The sequence below is a fragment of the Saccharomonospora cyanea NA-134 genome, assembly GCF_000244975.1.
Classification (GTDB): Bacteria; Actinomycetota; Actinomycetes; order Mycobacteriales; family Pseudonocardiaceae; genus Saccharomonospora; species Saccharomonospora cyanea.
Map to the genome: position 1 here is coordinate 1,124,179 of NZ_CM001440.1, position 15,950 is coordinate 1,140,128.

At 71.5% G+C, this 15,950-nt stretch carries 14 protein-coding genes; 8 read left to right on the plus strand and 6 right to left on the minus strand.

What is annotated here, in order from left to right; translation table 11 throughout:
- On the plus strand, positions 1 to 1,530 hold the full coding sequence (gene ftsY, locus SACCYDRAFT_RS05440) for a signal recognition particle-docking protein FtsY (RefSeq protein ID WP_043536178.1): 1,530 nt from the start codon (positions 1 to 3) through the stop codon (positions 1,528 to 1,530).
- Between the two features lie 98 nt (positions 1,531 to 1,628).
- On the opposite strand, the gene SACCYDRAFT_RS05445 is transcribed toward ftsY, so the two are convergent.
- From SACCYDRAFT_RS05445 to SACCYDRAFT_RS05455, 3 genes are read right to left on the minus strand one after another with little or no spacing between them, the layout of a single operon-like run.
- The gene (locus tag SACCYDRAFT_RS05445; protein ID WP_005454361.1) at positions 1,629 to 2,699 is read right to left on the minus strand and encodes an LCP family protein; all 1,071 of its coding nucleotides are present in this window, start codon (positions 2,697 to 2,699) and stop codon (positions 1,629 to 1,631) included.
- Positions 2,696 to 3,247 (minus strand): RNA polymerase sigma factor, encoded by a 552-nt coding sequence (locus SACCYDRAFT_RS05450; protein ID WP_005454363.1) that lies wholly within the window; start codon positions 3,245 to 3,247, stop codon positions 2,696 to 2,698. Before SACCYDRAFT_RS05450 ends, SACCYDRAFT_RS05445 begins: the two co-directional genes overlap by 4 nt.
- A gap of 56 nt (positions 3,248 to 3,303) precedes the next feature.
- Positions 3,304 to 4,080: an IclR family transcriptional regulator gene (locus SACCYDRAFT_RS05455; protein WP_005454375.1), complete on the minus strand. Its 777-nt coding sequence runs from the start codon at positions 4,078 to 4,080 to the stop codon at positions 3,304 to 3,306.
- A gap of 126 nt (positions 4,081 to 4,206) precedes the next feature.
- On the opposite strand from SACCYDRAFT_RS05455, the gene aceB reads away from it, so the two are divergent.
- Entirely contained in the window at positions 4,207 to 5,781 is a 1,575-nt protein-coding gene (gene aceB / locus SACCYDRAFT_RS05460; RefSeq protein WP_005454377.1) for a malate synthase A, read from the plus strand.
- Positions 5,782 to 5,842: 61 nt separating this feature from the next.
- Positions 5,843 to 6,613 carry a LamB/YcsF family protein gene (locus tag SACCYDRAFT_RS05465; protein ID WP_005454379.1) on the plus strand — a complete coding sequence of 257 codons (771 nt, stop codon included), beginning with the start codon at positions 5,843 to 5,845 and terminating at the stop codon, positions 6,611 to 6,613.
- Between the two features lie 9 nt (positions 6,614 to 6,622).
- Here the strand turns inward: SACCYDRAFT_RS05465 and SACCYDRAFT_RS05470 are convergent, their stop codons facing one another.
- The 3 genes from SACCYDRAFT_RS05470 to SACCYDRAFT_RS05480 form a co-directional block, all read right to left on the minus strand.
- On the minus strand, positions 6,623 to 7,033 hold the full coding sequence (locus SACCYDRAFT_RS05470) for a pyridoxamine 5'-phosphate oxidase family protein (protein WP_005454380.1): 411 nt from the start codon (positions 7,031 to 7,033) through the stop codon (positions 6,623 to 6,625).
- 172 nt (positions 7,034 to 7,205) lie between these two features.
- Positions 7,206 to 7,880, minus strand: a complete 675-nt coding sequence (locus SACCYDRAFT_RS05475) for a (2Fe-2S)-binding protein (protein WP_043536183.1) — start codon at positions 7,878 to 7,880, stop codon at positions 7,206 to 7,208.
- Between the two features lie 5 nt (positions 7,881 to 7,885).
- The gene (locus SACCYDRAFT_RS05480) at positions 7,886 to 8,743 is read right to left on the minus strand and encodes a putative RNA methyltransferase (RefSeq protein WP_005454383.1); all 858 of its coding nucleotides are present in this window, start codon (positions 8,741 to 8,743) and stop codon (positions 7,886 to 7,888) included.
- Positions 8,744 to 8,910: 167 nt separating this feature from the next.
- On the opposite strand from SACCYDRAFT_RS05480, the gene SACCYDRAFT_RS05485 reads away from it, so the two are divergent.
- The 5 genes from SACCYDRAFT_RS05485 to SACCYDRAFT_RS05505 all read left to right on the plus strand — a co-directional run bounded on the left by SACCYDRAFT_RS05485 (position 8,911) and on the right by SACCYDRAFT_RS05505 (position 15,936).
- Positions 8,911 to 10,209, plus strand: coding sequence for an ammonium transporter (locus SACCYDRAFT_RS05485; protein WP_043536185.1), 1,299 nt, complete (start codon positions 8,911 to 8,913; stop codon positions 10,207 to 10,209).
- On the plus strand, positions 10,206 to 10,544 hold the full coding sequence (locus tag SACCYDRAFT_RS05490) for a P-II family nitrogen regulator (RefSeq protein ID WP_005454385.1): 339 nt from the start codon (positions 10,206 to 10,208) through the stop codon (positions 10,542 to 10,544). Before SACCYDRAFT_RS05485 ends, SACCYDRAFT_RS05490 begins: the two co-directional genes overlap by 4 nt.
- Before the next feature lie 8 nt (positions 10,545 to 10,552).
- A complete protein-coding gene (locus SACCYDRAFT_RS05495) occupies positions 10,553 to 12,913 on the plus strand; it encodes a [protein-PII] uridylyltransferase (RefSeq protein WP_005454386.1) in 2,361 nt (786 codons plus the stop codon).
- Between the two features lie 410 nt (positions 12,914 to 13,323).
- The gene (gene ffh / locus SACCYDRAFT_RS05500) at positions 13,324 to 14,862 is read left to right on the plus strand and encodes a signal recognition particle protein (protein ID WP_005454387.1); all 1,539 of its coding nucleotides are present in this window, start codon (positions 13,324 to 13,326) and stop codon (positions 14,860 to 14,862) included.
- A 9-nt stretch (positions 14,863 to 14,871) separates the two neighbouring features.
- On the plus strand, positions 14,872 to 15,936 hold the full coding sequence (locus SACCYDRAFT_RS05505) for an amidohydrolase family protein (RefSeq protein ID WP_005454388.1): 1,065 nt from the start codon (positions 14,872 to 14,874) through the stop codon (positions 15,934 to 15,936).
- Positions 15,937 to 15,950: the final 14 nt, after the last annotated feature.

The following is a 15,950-nucleotide window of genomic DNA, read 5'->3' on the forward strand; positions in this document are numbered from 1 at the left end:
ATGGCAAGCGTGTCGAACACCTGGCTGTGGATCATCGTCATCGCGGCCGTCGTGCTTCTGGTCGCACTGGTGGCCGGGCTGACGATCGCACGCAAGCGCCGCATCAGTCTCGAGCGCCGCAGGGAAGTGGAACGCCCCAAGGGCGGCGGCTACCAGGCCGGTGGTGGTATCGCGCTGGCACCGGGCGGGGAGAGGGAACCCGCCCCGCCCGAGCCGCCCCCGCATCCGGTGTCCGAACGCACCGAGACCGACGGCGAGCCCGGCGTGGGCGAGGACGCCGCCGTGCCCAGGGACGCGCCGCGCCGTGACATCGTCGACGTGGTCCTGCCCGAGCGGACTCGCGAGGCCGTGCCCGAGCCACGCCGTGAACCCGAGAAACCCGTCGTCGAACCCGAGGTGGACACCACGGTCGAGCCCGGCGTGGCCGGGGCGACGCGGGCGCCGGAGGTCCCCGAGACCGTCGAGCCGGGCGTGGACGAGGCGACGCGGGCCCCCGAGACCGTCGAACCCGAGGTCGTGCCCACTCCGCCGGAGGCGGAACCCGAGCCCGCCCCCGAACCGGTTCCCGAGGCTCCGGTCGAGCCGAAGGAAGAGGTCGCTCCCGCCGCCGGGCGGATCGAGCGGCTGCGCGGCAGGCTGTCCAAGTCGCGGTCCGCGCTCGGCCAGAGCCTGCTGGGCCTGCTCGGCGCAGGTGACCTCGACGAGGACTCGTGGCAGGACGTCGAGGACACCCTGCTGATCGCCGACCTCGGCGCGGCGACCACCACCGAGATCGTGGAGACCCTGCGCACCGAGCTGTCCGCCAGGGGCGTGCGCACCTCGGAGCAGGCTCGCGCACTCCTGCAGGAAGTCCTCGTGAACGCCCTCGGCCGCGACTCCGACCGCGCGGTGCGCGCACTGCCGCACACGGTCGACGGTGCGAAGCAGCCCGCCGTCGTCCTGGTCGCGGGCGTCAACGGCACCGGCAAGACCACCACCACCGGCAAGCTCGCCCGTGTGCTGGTCGCCCAGGACCACAAGGTGGTGCTGGGTGCGGCCGACACGTTCCGCGCCGCCGCCGCCGAACAGCTCCAGACGTGGTCGGAACGCGTCGGTGCCGAGGTCGTGCGCGGCAAGGAGGGCGCCGACCCCGCGTCGGTGGCCTTCGACGCCGTCAAGCGCGGCATCGACAGCGGCGTGGACGCCGTGCTCATCGACACCGCGGGACGGCTGCACACCAAGACCGGCCTGATGGACGAGCTCGGCAAGGTCAAGCGCGTGGTGGAGAAGCAGGCCAAGGTGGACGAGGTCCTCCTGGTCCTCGACGCCACGACCGGGCAGAACGGCCTCGCGCAGGCCCGCGTGTTCTCCGAGGTCGTGGACGTCACCGGCATCGTGCTCACCAAGCTGGACGGCACCGCCAAGGGCGGCATCGTCTTCCAGGTGCAGCGCGAACTCGGTGTCCCGGTGAAGCTGGTCGGCCTCGGTGAGGGACCTGACGACCTCGCCCCGTTCGAACCGGAGGCGTTCGTCGACGCGCTGCTGGCGTAGTCGGGAGAGCACGACGAGAGGCCACCGCCCGCACCGGATGCGGGTGGTGGCCTTCGTCGTGTCGCAGTGTCGCAGTGTCGCCGTATCGCCGTGTCGCCTCAGTACACGCAGCGTGGCCCGGCGTCGGGGAGTTGCTTTCCGGCACCGTCCTCGGGAGCCTGCCCGTCGAGGAAGGGGCCGACGAACTCGCGGACCTTCGCCTCGTCGACCTCGAGCACGAAGGAGTCGCCGGGGGACGACTTGGCGCCGCCGACCGGGATGGTCGCGGTCGCCAGCTTCGGCCGGTCCCACGTGGCGAGCTGCTCGGCCAGGCCCAGCACGTCGAGCTCCGGGTCCGTCCGGACGTGCCCGGCGAGTGCTTCGGCCACCTTCGAGAAGCCGTCCCCGCGCGCGTTGCCGACGGAGTCGAACAGTGACTGGGCGAAGACCTGAAGGCGGACCATGCGGTCGAGGTCGCCTCGGGGAAGGTTCCGTCGTTGCCGCAGGAACGCGAGCGCCTGCTCGCCGGACAGCGTCTGCCTGCCGGCCTCCAGGTCTGCGCCCGACGTCGGGTCATGCTGGGCCTCGCGCACGCATACCTCGACACCACCGACCGCCGTGGCCACCGCGCCGACGGCGTCGGTGTCCACCAGCACGTAGTGGTCGGCGGCCTCACCGGTGAGCTGCGCGACGGTGTCCACGAGCAGCGTGGCGCCCTGGTGGTCGGCGTCTCGCTCGCTGCGTCCCGCGTCGAGCGCGGCCTGGCGGCCGAGCTGGTAGGCGCTGTTCAGCGGGTGTTGCCCGTGACCGGGAACCGTGACCCCCGCGTCCCGCGGTAGCGAGACCACGGAAGCACCGTCGGGGCGCACGCGCGCCAGCAGGATCGCGTCGGGATGCCCGGCGCCGTCCATGCCCGCGATCACCAGGGTGCGCTCGTCGACCGACTGCGAGGTCGCAGGTGTGGTGGCCTGCTCGGACGGGTCCGTGCCCAGCAACCGGGGCGTGATCACGGCGGCGATCGCGACGGCGACCACGGCCGCCGCCGCCAGGACCACAGCGGGTCTGCGCCGGAGCGCGGGCCGGGGACCCCGTTGGGACAACCGGGTCCTCACCACGCTCGGGTCGACGGCCCGGCCCGCCTCGTGGGCGAGGGCCTCTCGGATCAGAGATTCGGTGCGGTCGCCGGTCATGCCAGAACCCCCTTCACGGACCCGGTGCGGCCGGTACGAGCGGCCTCGGCCGCGCGCAGAGCGGACAGCGCGCGCGAGATGTGGCTGCGGACGGTGCTCTCGCCGCAGCCCAGGGCCTCGGCGATCTCGGCATAGGTGAGGTTCTCGTAGTAGCGCAGCACGAGCGCGGCACGCTGTTTGCGCGGTAGCGTCGCGATCCGGGCGCGCATGGCGTCCCGCTCGGCGTAGTGCGCGGCGTGGTCGGCCACCGGGGTCGTCAGCACCTCCAGCGCTTCGTGGGTGGCCGCGACGTGCCGGGCGGCCCGCCGACGCCGCCACGAGAGGTACTCGTTGGTCACCATGCGACGTACGTAGGCGTCCGGCGCATGGAGGGTGGAGACGCGGTCCCACCGTCGCTGCGCGCGCAGCAGGACGTCCTGGACGACGTCCTGTGCCAGGTGCGGGTCGCAGGTCAGCGCCGTGGCGTAACGCAGTAGGCGATCGAGTCGCTGTCGTACGAAGTCGTCGAAGCGGTCCGGTACCGCTTCGCTCCGGGTCGGATCAGTCACAAGCCTGCAACGTCACGACACCCCGGTTTGTTGAGCCACCGACCCGAATTGCCGCCTCACTCGACGGGTTGGCGTGTGGCCAGCTGCTCCGACAGGCGCTTGGCGGTGCGCTGCACGGCGGGGGCGATGCGCCGCACCGCCTCGTCGGTCAGCCTCCCCTCGGGACCCGACACCGACACGGCGGTGGGTGAGGGGGCGCCGGGCACGGCCACCGCGATGCAGCGCACGCCCAGTTCCTGTTCGCTCTCGTCGAGCGAGTAGCCGAGCTCGGCGATGTCGGCGAGGTGGTCGAGGAAGGTGTCGACGTCGGTGTGCGTGTGGTCGGTGTAGGACGGCATTCCGGTGCGTTCCAGCAGAGCCCGCACGTCGTCGGGGTCGAAGCTCGCCAGCATGGCCTTGCCGACGCCGGTGCCGTGGGGGAGGAGCCTGCGCCCGACCTCGGTGAACATCCGCATGGAGTGCCGCTGGGAGGCGACCTGTGCGACGTAGACGACCTCGTCGCGTTCGAGCACGGCCAGGTTGGCGGTCTCGCCCACCTCGTCGACGAGTTCGGCCAGCAGCGGCCTCGCCCACGTGCCGAACTGCAGGCTCGCGTTCTCGCCGAGCCGGATGAGCCGCGCGCCGAGGGCGTAGCGGCGGTTGGTGTTCTGCCGCACGTAGCCGAGCGTGACGAGGGTGCGGATCAGCCGGTGGATCGTGGGCATGGGCAGCCCCGACGAGGCCGCCAGTTCCGACAGACTCGCCTCCCCGCCGGTGTCCGCGAGCCGTTCCAGCAGTTCGAACGCGCGCTGGAGCGACTGCACGCCTCCGTTACCCGATCTGGCAGTCGCCACCGGGTGACTCCTCTCCCGTTGATGTTCCGCAATGTAGAAACTATAGTCCGATATACAGAAAATCTTGACCGTGTTGATCGTGATGACTGTTCTGCAGTTCGTGTGTCCTCATGTTTGGGGTGTTCGATGTCTGATGTGCGCGTGCTCGGTGCCGCTGTCGAGCGTGGCGACGAAATCCTGACGGACGAGGCGCTGGAGTTCCTCGCCGGGCTCCATTCCTCCTTCGCTGCCACGCGGGACGAGTTGCTCGCGGCCAGGGTGCGGCGTCGCGAGGAGGCCAAGCGGACGGGCAGGCTCGACTTCCTGCCTGAGACGAAGGAGATCCGCGAGTCGGAGTGGAAGGTCGCGGAGGCTCCGCCCGCACTGTGCGACCGTCGGGTGGAGATCACCGGGCCCACCGACCGCAAGATGGCCATCAACGCGCTGAACTCGGGCGCGAAGGTGTGGCTGGCCGACCTCGAGGACGCCAACACCCCGCACTGGGCCAACGTCGTGTCGGGCCAGGTCAACCTGTACGACGCCGTCCGGAAGACCATCGAGCTCGACACGGGAAAGAAACACTACAAGCTCCGCGACGACGTCGAGCACGCCACGATCGTCGTCCGTCCCCGCGGCTGGCACCTCGACGAGCACAACCTGGAGTTCGGCGGGCGTAAGGCCGTCGGGGCGCTCGTGGACTTCGGCCTGTACTTCTTCCACAACGCCAAGGAACTGCTGAACCGGGGCGCGGGGCCGTACTTCTACCTGCCGAAGATGGAGAGCCACCTCGAGGCGCGGCTGTGGAACGACGTGTTCACCCACGCCGAGAAGACCCTCGGCGTCGAGCACGGCACCGTCCGCGCCACGGTGCTGATCGAGACCATCCCGGCCGCCTTCGAGATGGAGGAGATCCTCTACGAGCTGCGCGAGCACGCCTCGGGCCTCAACGCGGGCCGCTGGGACTACCTGTTCAGCGTCATCAAGTACTTCCGCGACGCGGGCGAGAAGTTCATCCTGCCCGACCGCAACAGCGTGACCATGACCGCGCCGTTCATGCGCGCCTACACCGAACTGCTGGTGCGCACCTGCCACAAGCGCGGCGCGTTCGCGATCGGCGGCATGGCCGCGTTCATCCCGAGCAAGGACCCCGAGGTGAACGAGAAGGCGTTCGCCAAGGTGCGCGACGACAAGGCCCGGGAGGCCGGTGACGGCTTCGACGGCTCCTGGGTGGCGCACCCGGGCATGGTCGAGCTGTGCAAGGAGGAGTTCGACAAGGTGCTCGGCGAGAGGCCGAACCAGCTCGACCGCCTCCGCGAGGACGTCTCCGTGACGGCCGACCAGCTGCTCGACGTCGCCGCCACCGAGGGCCGCGCCACCAGGGAAGGCCTGCGCGGGGCCGTGGACGTCGGCGTGCGCTACATCGCGTCCTGGCTGGGAGGCAACGGCGCGGCGGCGATCCACAACCTCATGGAGGACGCCGCCACCGCCGAGATCTCGCGCTCGCAGGTGTGGCAGTGGGTGCGCAACGGGGTGGAGCTCGACACCGGCGAGAAGGTCACCGCCGACCTCGTGCGCTCGGTGATCGACGAGGTCCGTGGCGAACTCGCCGACGTGGTCCCCGCCGACCTGCTCGCCCCGTCGGTGGAGCTGTTCGAGCAGGTGGCGCTCGCCGAGCAGTTCGCCGACTTCCTCACGCTGCCCGCGTACGAGCGGATCAAGTGACCCTCCGCCGTGCCCCGGCCGCGCCCGTTCGGGCGGGCCGGGGCACGGCTACCCTGTCGGTGTGGACGTGGTGATCGACCTCAACAGCGACCTGGGCGAGGGCTTCGGCGCCTGGCCGCTCGGGGACGACGAAGCGCTGCTGGACGTGGTGACCAGCGCCAACGTGGCGTGCGGTTTCCACGCGGGCGATCCGAGTGTGCTACGCCGGGTCACCGAGCGCGCCGCCGAACGTGGTGTGGCGATCGGCGCGCAGGTCGGTTACCGCGACCTGGCCGGGTTCGGTCGCCGCTTCATCGACATGGACCCACACGACCTGGCCAACGACGTCATCTACCAGATCGGCGCGCTCGACGGGTTCGCCCGGGTCGCCGGCTCGGCCGTGTGCTACGTCAAGCCGCACGGCGCGCTCTACAACGCCGTGGTCTCCCACGCGGAGCAGGCCGCCGCCGTGGTGGAGGCGATCCGGCGCTACGACCCCACCCTTCCCGTGCTGGGGCTGCCCGGCTCGGAGCTGGTGAAACAGGCCGAGGAGGCGGGTCTGGCCGTGGTGCTGGAGTCGTTCGCCGACCGCGCCTACACCCCGGAGGGCACGTTGGTGTCGCGCCGCGAGCCGCATGCCGTGGTCCGCGATCCCGGCGAGGTCGTCGAACGCAGCGTGCGCATGGCCGTCGAGGGTGCCGTGCGCGCCGTGGACGGCAGCGTGCTGACGCTGCGCCCCCGGTCCCTGTGCGTCCACGGGGACACACCCGGTGCCGTGGACCTCGCGCGCAGGGTTCGCAAGGCGCTCGCCGATGCGGGCGTCTCGGTGAGGTCTTTCGTCGCAGTCGACTGAGCGGGCTCCTCAGGCCGGGGTGAACGAGAGTCGTCGCCCCGTGAGCTGACCAGGCTGGATGCGCAGGTACTGGTCGCGGTGGCCCGGCGCCCATGGCCGGTCACGGAAGTCGGTGACCCGCACCAGCGTGTCGATGTCGGTGATGACCGTGGCGGTGCCGAGCAGTACGACGCTCCATCCGGTGTGGCTGGTGTTGTCGATGTGGTCGACCTCGAACGCCACGACGTTGCCCGCGACCCGGCTCGCCCACGAGTCCGCCGAAGTCCTGATGATCACGTCACGGCCGTCGAGGACGTAGTTCACCGGGCGGATGGCGGGTAGCGCCTTCTCTGTGAAGACGAGCCGCCCGACGGGTTCGGTTCTCAACAGGTCGAGGCATTCGACCTCGCTGAGCTCCCGCATCTCGACCGGAGCGGTCATCGTCTTCCCGGACCGTGGCTGTGTCACCGGCTGTATCCCTTGTTCCGTAGCCTGCCCCGACTCGACGCGGTTCGCGTCGGCCGAGCCTCGTCATCGACTCTGCGTCACGAACCGCGGCTCGGAGCAGGGCACAAAGACCCGTCTGAGGTGACCCAACGACACGCCGGGCGGCTCAGGGGCCGAGGAGCAGACGCAGTCGTTGTTCCCGCTCGGACGGGGTTTGGCGGGGGCAGCTCACGCATTTCGCGTCCCGCGTCGCCGGAGCCTCGTAGATCAGGCAGCACGACGAGCGCCGCAACACCAGCCGATCACCCACCGTCGTGAACCGGGGGCGCGGTGAGCCGTTCCACACGCATCCCGGTAGGTCGCGGGCGGCCCGTTCCATGTGATCGGCGAGTTCGCCGGCCAGCCGAGGTGCCGCGTCGGAGTCGCCGGTGGTGGCCGCCGCCCACAGCAGGCGGTTGGCGAGCGAGTCCACCCCCACGGCCCACAACGCGCGCGGTGACGCGCCACTGGCCTGCGCGAACGCGGTGACGGCTGCGTCGACGGCCCGCACGAGCGCCGCGCCGAGGTCGGCGGGCTCATGGCCGAGAGTGCGGGCCGAGTGGGCGTCGAGGAACCTGCCGTCGGGGGTGACGTCGAACGTCACTGCGGCGAGCGCCGGGTCCCGTGCCACTCCCGTGTGCACCCAGGGCTCGACGGCGGGTGCGACGAGCACCGACGACGCCGAGTACCACCGGATGGTGCCCAGCACGGCGGGGGCGGCCGGGCCGTGGAGCCGCCGCGCTCGGTCGAGGTCGTCGGCCACCCACGCGGGGTCCGCGAGCGCTGTCGCGGGCAGTTCCACGCCTCTCACCCCAACCTTCGATAGACCGACACCGTGAACGACAGTGTCACGCGCGCCGGTTCGGTGACGGCGGCCAGCCGGTCGCCGAGACCGTCCCGGTGCAGGTGGTGGGCGTTGGGACCCATGAGCACGGCGTTACGTACGTCGTCGGGCGAGAACGTGACGCGGTCGGTGACGTCGGTGCGCTCGACGAGCGTGAAACCCTCCGCGAGCGCGTTGTCGAGGCGCTCGGACTTGTCGGCGCCGACGTCGAGCAACCCCAGCGACTCGGCGAGTTCGTCGAGGTGGCCGGGTCCCGGCCCGGCCACGAGCAGCCTGCCTCCCGGGACGAGCACGCGGCGGAACTCGTCCGTGTTGCGGGGTGCGAAGACGTTCAGCACCGTCTCGGCCACGGCGGTGCCCACCGGCCACGGTCGCCACAGGTTCCACACCGCCGCTCCCAGCCTCGGGTGGGCGCGGGCTGCCCGTTTCAGCGCCGGCGCGGACACGTCGAGGGCGAGCCCGGTGGCCTCCGGCAGCGCGTCCAGGACATGGGCGAGGTAGTAGCCCGTGCCCGCACCCGCGTCGACCACCAGCCGTCCCGTCGCTCGCGCCGCGAGTGTCCTGGCGAGGGGCTCGTAGAAACCGGCGCGCAGGAACGCGACCCGCGCCGCCACCATGTCGGCCGTGTCGGCGGTTCCCTTCGGGACCTTGGCGTGCAGGAGGTTGACGTAGCCCTGCCGAGCCAGGTCGAACGTGTGCCCGTGCTCGCAGCGCAGCGCCCGTCCGTCCAGCGCCACCGCCTCCCCACACACCGAACACCGCAACGCCGCCACGACGGTGGCGGGCGGAGCCGGGGTCGCGGGGGAGGGGTGCTGGCGCATGGGCCTATTCGACCACGCCCGAATTCGGCGTGAAACGCAGCCGTTACGACCGCTGTGGCCGGGTTCACCTCCCCGCAACATCGCGAGCGATCCGCCGCAACACGTCCCTCCGATGCTCGGACCGGACCGCGGGTTCACGACGGCGAGGAGGCAGTGTGGAAGGGCACGTGGAGGCCAGTACGGCCTGGTTGCTCACCAGTGCCGCGCTGGTGTTGCTGATGACACCGGGGCTGGCGTTCTTCTACGGGGGCATGGTGCGCGCCAAGAGCGTGCTCAACATGCTGATGATGTGTTTCGGGGCCATGGGGCTCGTCGGGGTGCTGTGGGTGGTCTACGGCTACTCCACCGCGTACGGCACCGACGTCGCGGGACTGGTCGGCAACCCGTTCGACCACCTCGGGCTCTCCGGGTTGATGACGCCGGAGGGGGACCCGACGGCGGGCACGGTGGACGTCGCGTTCCAGGCGATGTTCGCCATCATCACCACCGCGCTGATCGCGGGAGCGGTGGCCGACCGGATGCGGTTCGGCTCGTGGCTGCTGTTCGCGGGGTTGTGGGTCACGTTGGTGTACTTCCCCGTGGCCCACTGGGTGTGGGGCGACGGCGGGTGGATCGACGAGCTCGGCGCGCTGGACTTCGCAGGCGGCACCGCCGTGCACGTCAACGCCGGAGCCGCCGCGCTCGGACTGGTGCTGGTGCTGGGGAAGCGGGTCGGCTGGCCGTCGGAGCCGATGAAACCGCACAACCTTCCGTTCGTGATGCTCGGCGCGGGGCTGCTGTGGTTCGGCTGGTTCGGGTTCAACGCCGGGTCGGCGTACGCGGCGGACGGGGTCGCCGGGATCGCCTTCGTGAACACGGTGACCGCCACGTGCGCCGCCATGCTGGCGTGGCTGCTCGCCGAACGCCTGCGGGACGGCAGGGCCACGAGCCTCGGGGCGGCGTCCGGCGTGGTGGCGGGTCTGGTCGCGATCACGCCCGCGTGCGCCTACGTGGACACGTGGGGGGCGCTGGTGGTCGGCGCGGTCGCGGGGGCGCTGTGCGCGCTGGCCGTCGGCCTCAAGTACCGGCTGGGGTTCGACGACTCGCTCGACGTCGTGGGCGTGCACCTCGTCGGTGGCCTGGTCGGCACGGTTCTGCTCGGGTTCGTGGCGACGTCCTCCGTGGTCGGCGAGGACGGCTCCGACGGGTTGTTCTACGGCGGCGGTGCGGGCCTGCTGGGTGTGCAGGTGCTCAGCGTCGTGGCGGTGATGGCCTACTCCGCTCTGGTCGCGGCGGTGCTGGGACTGCTCGTGAAGGTGTTGACGGGTGGTCGCGTCAGCCACGACGCGGAGATCTCGGGGATCGACGAGGCGGAGCACGCCGAGTCCGCGTACGACTTCGCCGGTGCGCGCGGTGGGAGGGCCGCGTCGGTCGGAACGGGTGCGTCGACGGTGGTCGCCAGGAGGCTTGAGGAGAGCACGTCATGAAACTGATCACCGCGATCGTGAAGCCGTACACGCTGGACGGCGTGCGCACGGCGCTCGAACAGCTCGGAGTGCTGGGCATGACCGTCAGCGAGGTCCAGGGCTACGGACGGCAGAAAGGGCACACGGAGGTCTACCGGGGCGCCGAGTACGCCGTCGACTTCGTGGCCAAGACCCGCATCGAGGTGGTCACCGACGACGCCACGGCCGACAAGGTGGTGGACGCCGTCGTGGCCGCCGCCCACACCGGGCGGATCGGTGACGGCAAGGTGTGGGTGACTCCGGTCGAGACGGTGGTCCGCGTCCGCACCGGTGAACGCGGCGCGGACGCGTTGTAGCCGCGGCCATGGCCGAACCCGGCCTCGTGGAGGTGGCGAACCGCCTGATCGACGTGCGTGGGACGAACGCGGCGGCGGTGCGGTCGATGCTGGTCGAGCTGTACGACTTCTGGCTCCGCCGCGCCGCCGCGGCGGCAGGCGTGGGCACCGGGGCGACCGGTGTCGCGCTGGCCGCCGTCGGTGGCCTCGGCCGCCGCGAGCTGGTGCCGTTCTCCGACCTCGATCTGGTGTTGCTTCACGACGGGCATCCGGAGGCGGGCCGGATCGCGGAGGCGGTGTGGTACCCGCTGTGGGACTCCGGCGTCCGAGTCGATCACGTGGTTCGAACTCCGGACCAGGCGCTGGAGGTCGCGGCCGGAGATGTGCGCACCGCGATCGGGCTGCTCGATCTCCGTCCTGTCGCGGGGGACGAGGCGCTCGTCTCGCGGCTGCGGGAGGCTGCGTGGGAGCAGTGGCGCCGGCTCGCTCGGCGCACGGCGCCCGAGCTGCTCACGTCGGCGCGCACCCGGTGGGAACGCAGCGGTGAGATCGCGCAGTCCGCGCGACCGGACGTCAAACACGGTCGGGGTGGGCTGCGCGACCTGGCGTTGCTGGACGCCCTCGCGGCGGCACAGCTCGTCGGCCGTCCCGGCCAGGAGGTGACCTCGGCCCGCGAACTCCTCCTGGACGTGCGTACCGAACTGCGCAGGCTCCTGCGCCGCGCCCGGGACGTGCTCGATCCGCCCGAGGCGCAGACCGTCGCCGAGCGACTGGGCTTCGACGACCGGTTCTCACTCGCCCGCGCGTTGTCGGGCGGGACGCGGGCCGTCGCGTACGCGGTCGACGTCGCGTTCCGAGCCGCCGCGCGACCGCCGAGCACCGGGCGCAGGCCGTTGCGGACACCCCTCGACGACGGTGTGGTGCTGCACGGCTCCGAGGTCGCCCTCGCCCGTGGTGTGAGACCGGCTCGTGACCCGTTCCTGGTGCTGCGGGTGGCGGCGGCTTCGGCCGTCACGGGTGCTCCTGTCGCCCAGGGCACCCTCGCGACGTTGGCCGCGGCGGCGCCCGAACCGCGCCCGCCGTGGCCCGCGAGCGCCCGCGACACGCTGCTGCGCCTGCTCGGCGCGGGAGAGGGGCTCGTCGCGGCGGTCGAGGCGCTCGACCGCTCGGGCCTGTGGGGCAGGCTCCTCCCGGAATGGGGTGCGGTCCGCGACCTGGTTCCGAGGGAGCCCGTGCACTCGTGGACGGTCGACGCTCATCTCCTCCGCACGTGTGTGGAGGCGGCCCGGCTCAGCACCTCGGTGTCCCGGCCCGACCTGCTCCTGCTGGCCGCGCTGTTGCACGACATCGGCAAGGGGCGCGACACCGACCACTCCGAGCTGGGAGCGCGCCTCGCCGAACGGATCGCCGAGCGGATCGGGTTGACAGGGCGGGACAGGACGGTGCTGGCGGCGGCGGTGCGCCACCACCTGCTGCTGCCCCACACGGCCCTGCGACGCGACATCGCGGAGCGCGCGACCGTCGAGCGTGTCGTCGCGACACTCGGTGGTGACGTGGTGCTGCTGGACGTGCTGCACGCGCTGACCGAGGCCGACGCGCGGGCGACGGGCCCGGGGGCGTGGACGTCGTGGCGGGCCCGGCTGGTGGGCGAGCTGGTGGCCCGCTGCCGGGTCCTGATGCTCGGCGAGGAGCCCACACCGCCGCCGAAGGAGCTCACCGGGGCGCAGCGCGAACTCGTGGCCGAGGCGATCCGCACGGCCGGGGGCCGCACCCGGGTGGGCACCGGCTCGGGTGACGGTGGCTCGGGTGACGGCGGCGAGGAGTTGCTCACCGTCGAGTTCGCCGTACCGCCGGGCCGGTCGCTGCTCGTGCCCGCCACGGGAGTGCTGGCGGCGAACTCGTTACGCGTGTTGTCGGCGGTGTTGCGCGAGCATCTCGGTGGCACCGTGGGCGTGTTCACCGTCTCGCCCGTGTTCGGCAGCCCTCCCGACCAGGGACTGCTGCGCGACCAGTTCGCTCGCGCGGTGGCGGGCAGCCTTCACCTCGGTGATCGGCTCGCCGAGAAGGAGCGTGCCTACGCCACGCGGAACCAGGCCCCGGAGCGGGCCGACCCCGTGGTCCTGTGGTTCGACGAGGAGGTCTCGGGCCGCGAGGTCGTACTCGAACTGCGCGCGGTGACCGGGATCGGACTGCTGTACCTGGTCGCGTGCGCGTTCAGGGCGAACGACGTACGGGTGCGGTGGGCGAGGGTCACCGAACACGGTTCGGGAGTCGTCGCCTCGTTCGCGGTGTCACCCCGCCGGGGAACGCCGGACACCGCATGGCGTGCGAGAGTGACCGACGCCGTGCTGAACGCGGCGGATCGGGCCCACACCGACCTCCGCCGGTAGCCGCCGGTTCGCCTTCCGTGCTCCTCCCGTTGCCGGACGGCCGCCGGAAACGGTGAGGAATGTCCCCCGAGTCGGATTGCGTAGGACTACTCACCGATTACTCGGTGTCTTCACGCTGCCCACGCCGCGACGGGACGGGCAAGCTGTAGACACCTCGGTGGGGTGCTGAAGGCCGACCCGGGCGGTCGCCAGTTCTGGGGGTCTGGCGAACGTCGCGACGAAAGCCGGACCCGGCGAACGCCCCACCGGGCGAGGCTCGTCCGGCCGGAAGGGGGGCGCAGAGGGGGGAGCGCCCGGCCGGGCGGGCCGACCGTCGGGGTGCCGGGGTCGTCTACCCTTGGAAGTCGCGGTCGGGCCCTGGTACTCGTGGCCCGCACCGGACAACCACGACCTGCTGGAGCGTGCACCTCGTGTTCGACACACTCTCCGACCGGCTCACGTCGGTCCTGCAGAACCTGCGCGGCAAGGGCAAGCTCTCCGACGCCGACATCGACGCGAGCGCGCGGGAGATCCGCATCGCGTTGCTGGAGGCGGACGTCGCGCTGCCCGTGGTCCGGGAGTTCATCAAGCACGTCAAGGAGAGGGCCAAGGGCTCGGAGGTCTCGCAGGCGCTGAACCCGGCCCAGCAGGTCATCAAGATCGTCAACGAGGAGCTCATCGCGATCCTCGGTGGCGAGACCCGCAGGCTCAACCTCGCCAAGAACCCGCCCTCGGTGATCATGCTGGCGGGTCTTCAGGGCTCCGGTAAGACGACGCTGGCGGGCAAGCTCGCGCTGTGGCTGAAGAAGCAGGGGCACGCCCCGCTGCTCGTGGCGTGTGACCTGCAGCGGCCCAACGCCGTGACCCAGCTCCAGGTCGTCGGGGAGCGCGCGGGCGTCACCACGTTCGCGCCCGAGCCCGGCAACGGCGTGGGCGACCCGGTGGACGTGGCGCGGCGGTCGATCGAGGAGGCCCGCCGGGCCCAGCACGACGTGGTCATCGTCGACACGGCCGGCCGGCTCGGTGTCGACGAGGAACTCATGCGCCAGGCCGCCGACATCCGCGACGCCGTGACGCCCGACGAGACGCTGTTCGTCGTCGACGCCATGATCGGTCAGGACGCGGTGACCACGGCGGAGGCGTTCCGCGACGGGGTGGGCTTCTCCGGCGTGGTGCTCACGAAGCTCGACGGTGACGCGCGTGGTGGTGCCGCGCTGTCGGTGCGGCACGTCACCGGCGAGCCGATCCTGTTCGCCTCCAACGGCGAGAAGCTCGAGGACTTCGACGTCTTCCACCCCGACCGGATGGCCAGCCGCATCCTCGGGATGGGCGACATGCTCACCCTGATCGAACAGGCGGAGCAGGCGTTCGACCAGGAGAAGGCGGAGCAGGCCGCGGCCAAGCTGGGCACCGGTGAGCTCACGCTGGAGGACTTCCTGGAGCAGATGCAGGCCGTGCGGCGTATGGGTCCCATCGGCAACCTGCTCGGCATGCTGCCCGGCGCGGGGCAGATGAAGGACCAACTCGCGCAGGTCGACGACGCCCATCTCGATCGGCTCCAGGCGATCATCCGGGGTATGACCCCCGCCGAGCGGGCCAACCCCAAGATGATCAACGCCTCGCGCAGGCAGCGTATCGCCAGGGGTTCGGGCGTCACGGTGCGCGACGTCAACGACTTGGTGAACCGCTTCTTCGAGGCCCGCAAGATGATGCAGCAGATGGCGGGCCGGTTCGGCTTCGGTCCGGGCACGAGCGCGACCAAGAAGCGCAAGGGCAAGAAGGGCAAGAAGGGCAAGAACAAGGGGCCCACGCAGCCCAAGATGAAGGGCGGGCTTCCCGGTGGCTTTCCCGGCGGGTTCCCGCAGGGCGGTGGCGGCGGCATGCCCGACCTTTCCCAGCTCGGCGGCGGGTTGAACGAGCTCCCGCCCGGGTTCGACCCGTCGAAGCTGAAGCTGCCGAAGAAGAAGTAGGCCGCGCCCATGTACCACGTTCGCGGGGTCGTGCTTCCCGACGGCGAGGAGCGCGACGTCTGGATCAGTGACGGGCGGATCACCTTCGAGCCGGTCGACGGTGCCCGCACGCTCGAAGGGGCGTTCGTGCTCCCCGGTCTGGTGGACGCGCACTGCCATCCCGGTGTCGGACCGGACGGGCCGACCACGCTCGACGAGGCATGCGCGCAGGCGCTGCGGGACCGGGACGCGGGCACCCTGCTGATCAGGGACTGCGGGCTGCCGATCGACGTGCGCCCGCTCCAGCGTCGCGCCGACCTGCCGCGCATCATCCGCAGCGGGCGGCACCTCGCCCTGCCGAAGCGTTACCTCCCCGGATACGCCGTCGAGCTCGCGCATCCCGACGAACTGCCCGCCGCGGTGGCGGTCCAGGCCGAGGACGGTGACGGCTGGGTCAAGCTCGTCGGCGACTGGATCGACCGGTCGGTGGGTGACCTCGCGCCGCTGTGGCCCGACGACGTGCTCGCCGAGGCCGTCCGTGTCGCCCACGAGGCCGGGGCCCGTGTGACGGCGCACGTCTTCGGGGAAGCGGCCCTGCCAGGGCTGATCGAGGCGGGCATCGACTGCCTCGAACACGGCACGGGACTGTCCCCCGACCAGCTCACCGAGCTCGCTCGCAGGGGCGTCGCGCTCGTGCCGACGCTCATCAACATCGACAACTTCCCCGCCATCGCCGACAGTGCGGGACGCTATCCCACCTACGCCGCCCACATGCGGGCGCTCCACGCGGGCGTCACCGACATGGTGGGCGCCGCTGTCGACGCCGGTGTGGCGGTCTACGCCGGTTCCGACGCGGGGGGCATGGTGGAGCACGGCAGGCTCGTCGACGAGATCGAGGCACTCCACAAGGCCGGTCTGGCGAAGGAGCAGGCGCTGGCCTCGGCGTCGTGGGCGGCGAGGGACTGGCTCGGCGCCGACGGGATCACCGAGGGCGCGCCCGCGGACCTGCTCGTGTTCGACGCGGACCCGCGTGAGGACCTGTCGGTGCTGCGCAGTCCGCGTCACATCCTCCTGCGGGGAGCTTTGATCGACTGACGTCCTGGGCCGTT